General features: G+C 39.0%; 7 protein-coding genes. All 7 read right to left on the bottom strand.

All coding sequences use genetic code 11. The features are described from left to right. The coding region (gene rpsM, locus QZ574_RS19325; protein ID WP_297092628.1) for a 30S ribosomal protein S13 at window positions 1-335 on the bottom strand (335 nt) is incomplete at its 3' end. 25 nt (window positions 336-360) lie between these two features. After that, complete coding sequence (gene rpmJ, locus QZ574_RS19330; RefSeq protein ID WP_074780216.1) at window positions 361-477, bottom strand: 50S ribosomal protein L36; 117 nt, start codon at window positions 475-477, stop codon at window positions 361-363. Window positions 478-544: 67 nt separating this feature from the next. Next, window positions 545-766, bottom strand: coding sequence for a translation initiation factor IF-1 (gene infA / locus QZ574_RS19335; protein ID WP_038559066.1), 222 nt, complete (start codon window positions 764-766; stop codon window positions 545-547). Between the two features lie 65 nt (window positions 767-831). Next, complete coding sequence (secY, locus tag QZ574_RS19340; protein ID WP_297092635.1) at window positions 832-2,169, bottom strand: preprotein translocase subunit SecY; 1,338 nt, start codon at window positions 2,167-2,169, stop codon at window positions 832-834. Window positions 2,170-2,175: 6 nt separating this feature from the next. Beyond that, window positions 2,176-2,622: a 50S ribosomal protein L15 gene (gene rplO, locus QZ574_RS19345; protein WP_297092637.1), complete on the bottom strand. Its 447-nt coding sequence runs from the start codon at window positions 2,620-2,622 to the stop codon at window positions 2,176-2,178. A gap of 89 nt (window positions 2,623-2,711) precedes the next feature. After that, window positions 2,712-2,894 (bottom strand): 50S ribosomal protein L30, encoded by a 183-nt coding sequence (gene rpmD, locus QZ574_RS19350; RefSeq protein WP_297092639.1) that lies wholly within the window; start codon window positions 2,892-2,894, stop codon window positions 2,712-2,714. Between the two features lie 7 nt (window positions 2,895-2,901). After that, window positions 2,902-3,405: 30S ribosomal protein S5 (gene rpsE, locus QZ574_RS19355; RefSeq protein ID WP_363314610.1), on the bottom strand; the 504-nt coding region annotated here is incomplete at its 5' end.

A 3,405-nucleotide genomic window follows, 5' to 3' on the forward strand; every position in this document is an offset into this window, starting at 1 on the left:
CCTTTACGGGGACGTGCGTTGTTTTTTGTGCTCTGCCCGCGTACCGGTAAACCGATACGGTGACGGATACCACGGTAACAACCAATATCCATTAATCGCTTAATGTTCATTTGTACTTCAGAACGCAATTCACCTTCTACTTTGAAGTTATCGCCGATAACTCCACGAATAGCGGCCAACTGTTCGTCGTTCCAATCCTGTACTTTCAGGTTTCTGTCTACACCTGCTTCATCCAGGATAGTTATTGCCCTGCTGCGGCCAATACCATAAATATAGGTAAGAGCAACCTCACCTCTTTTATTACTTGGAATATCAACACCTACAATACGTGCCATAAAATTCTTCTTTTTAAAAGATTAATTACCCTTGACGTTGTTTAAACTTAGGGTTCTTTTTATTAATCACATACAAACGTCCTTTTCTGCGTATAATTTTGCAGTCTTCGCTACGTTTTTTTACTGAAACACGAGTTTTCATCTTATTATTTTTTTAATTTTTTGTATCGATGCCCGACTTAGGCCGGGACTCGTTTCCTATACAATCTTTAGTTTTTGTACCTAAATGTAATTCTACCTTTAGTTAAATCGTAAGGAGACATTTCGACTTTTACCTTATCCCCTGGCAAAATTTTAATATAATGCATTCTCATTTTCCCGGAAATGTGTCCTGTAATTACATGACCATTTTCCAGTTCAACCCGAAACATTGCGTTTGATAATGCTTCTATAATTGTTCCATCTTGTTCTATGGATGGTTGTTTTGCCATAAAAAACTACTTTTAATTTTTTTTGAATAAGTTTAACTACTAAATAAATCTCTCTACAATTTGTTTTACATTCCTCCAATACCCGGACGTCCTTTAATTCGGCCTGATTGCATCAAACCATCATAATGGCGCATCAACAAGTGACTTTCAATTTGCTGTAAGGTATCTAACACTACACCAACAAGAATAAGCAGCGATGTACCACCGTAAAACAGGGCAAACGACTGGCTAATTCCCATCATCATGGCAAATGCCGGCATTATTGTTACTAAACCAAGAAAAATTGATCCTGGTAAAGTTATGCGCGACATTACAGTATCCAAAAACTCAACCGTTTTCTTACCGGGTTTAACCCCCGGAATAAAACCGCCGTTTTTCTTCATGTCTTCTGCCATTTGTGTTGGGTTAATAGTAATAGCGGTGTAAAAATACGTAAAAGCTACCACTAATAAAAATTGTGTTAAATTATACCAAAAACCTGTGATGTTTGATAGAGCAGCCGCAACACCACGCAAATTTTCAGAATTAGCAACACCAACAATTGTAATAGGCACCATCATAATTGCCTGAGCAAAAATAATAGGCATTACACCTGCGGCATTCACTTTAAGAGGGATGTACTGACGTACTCCGCCGTATTGCTTGTTACCTACAATTCGTTTAGCGTACTGTACCGGAATCCTACGGGTTCCCTGTACCAGGGCAATTGATGCCATAAATACGATAAACAAGATAACAAACTCTACCAGGAACATTACTAAACCTCCACCCTGTTGGTTAATTCGGTTACCAAATTCTTGTACAACCGACATGGGTAAACGGGCAATAATACCAATCATAATGATTAAGGAGATACCATTACCAATACCTTTATCGGTAATACGTTCACCTAACCATAAAACAAACATCGAACCGGCAGTTAAAATCACAATGGATGGAGCATTAAACCATATTCCACTCAGTGCGAATGCCGAATCGGGCAGTTGGTAATGAAGATTGGTAAGATATGCCGATGCCTGCGGAATCAGAATTAGCACAGTTAAATACCGTGTAATCTGGTTAATTTTCCTTCTTCCTGACTCTCCCTCTTTCTGCAACCTCTGGAAATAGGGAACTGCGATACCCATTAACTGGATAACAATTGAGGCAGAAATATACGGCATGATTCCTAAAGCAAAGATAGAAGCCTGTGCAAAGGCACCACCCGAAAACATGTTAATCAATCCCAGCAAACCATCTGATGTTTGATTTTGCAGGTTTTGTAACTGTGCCGGATCGATTCCCGGAAGCGAAACAAACGAGCCTAACCTGTAAATTAACAGGAAAAACAGTGTTGTTCCAATTCTGAACCTTAGATCTTCAATCTTATAAATATTCTTTAGGGTCTCTATAAATCGTTTCATTACGGTTTAAAGTATTTCAGTTGTTCCTTCTAATTTTTCTATTGCTTCTTTCGCGCTTTTTGAAAATGCGTTGGCTTTAACTTCTAGTTTTTTAGTTAAAGTACCACCGCCAAGAATTTTAATCTTGTCGTTTTTCGACGCGATACCTGCGCTAACCAAGGACTCTTTGTCAATTACCGTCAGGTTCTTTTTTGTAGCCAGGTTTTCAAGAACATCAAGGTTGATTGCTTTGTATTCAACACGATTAATGTTTTTAAATCCCATTTTAGGAACTACACGTTGCAAAGGCATCTGACCGCCTTCGAAACCAATTTTCCTGGAGTAACCTGAACGCGACTTTTGGCCTTTATGACCACGAGTTGATGTACCGCCACGGCCTGAGCCCTGACCACGACCAATTCGTTTTGTTGTTTTAGTCGATCCTTCTGCAGGTTGTAAGTTACTTAAATTCATCTTATTAAATATTTTAATATTCAATTGAATAAGATGGAACGGGTCTCGAGTAATCAAGACCCGTTTCATAATTTCAATGGTTTGAAATATTACTTAACTTCTTCAACACTAATTAAATGCCTCATTTTGTTAACCATACCAACAATTTGAGGAGTAGCCTCGTGAACAACAGTTTGGTTCAATTTTTTCAAACCTAACGCTTCAAGTGTTGCTTTTTGGCGTTTTGTTGAACCGATACCACTTTTTACTTGTGTAATTTTTAATTTAGCCATAACTGTGTTATCCTTTAAAAACTTTTTCCAGTGATACACCTCTGTGTTCTGCTACCATATAAGCATCCCGCAACTCGGTAAGTGCTTCCATTGTTGCCTTTACCAGGTTGTGTGGGTTGGATGAACCTTTTGATTTTGCCAGTACGTCGTGTACACCAGCGCTTTCAAGTACGGCACGCATTGCACCCCCGGCCTTTAGACCAGTACCCGATGAAGCTGGTTTTAACAAAATGTTTGCTCCTCCAAATTTTGCTGTTTGTTCGTGCGGTATTGTTCCGTTAATTACCGGAACTTTTACCAGGTTCTTTTTAGCTGCGTCAATACCTTTTGCAATTGCAGTAGTTACTTCGCTTGCTTTACCAAGGCCCCAACCTACAATTCCATCCTCGTTTCCAACAACAACAATGGCAGAGAAACTGAATGTACGTCCACCCTTTGTTACTTTGGTTACACGGTTAATGGCTACCAACCTGTCTTTTAATTCCAGGTCGCTTGTTTTTACTTTATTACT

Source organism: uncultured Draconibacterium sp. (genome assembly GCF_913063105.1).
Lineage (GTDB): Bacteria > Bacteroidota > Bacteroidia > Bacteroidales > Prolixibacteraceae > Draconibacterium.